The sequence below is a fragment of the Staphylococcus pasteuri genome (assembly GCF_030547725.1).
Taxonomy (GTDB): domain Bacteria; phylum Bacillota; class Bacilli; order Staphylococcales; family Staphylococcaceae; genus Staphylococcus; species Staphylococcus pasteuri.
In genome coordinates this window covers 1-248 of sequence record NZ_JAUOQO010000700.1, presented here as the reverse complement: position 1 = coordinate 248, position 248 = coordinate 1, and the positions used below count along the sequence as shown (strand labels likewise).

Sequence of the window (248 nt, the reverse complement as noted above, 5' to 3'; positions counted from 1 at the left end):
ATCCACGATCAACCGACCGAAATTCAGGATAAACGCCCCATGGCGGCGCGACAGTTGCAGCACCTCATTCGCGTTCAAATGCAATTCCGCATCATGCCAAAGGATCAGCGGTGCATGAAGTTCGACCACGTTGCCCTGGGCGACTGCGCCTGTACCCATGATCCGGGTCAGATCCGCCAATCCCAGACTGCCACGTTCGACAATGACGGCATGCACGCCGTTTTCTTCCTGGGCATCGAGCACGGCAC

At 57.7% G+C, this 248-nt stretch carries 1 protein-coding gene; it reads right to left on the bottom strand.

Features of this window, described 5'->3' with window-relative positions:
- On the bottom strand, positions 1-248 hold a 248-nt coding region (locus tag Q4528_RS15210; protein WP_303522537.1), incomplete at both ends, for a hypothetical protein.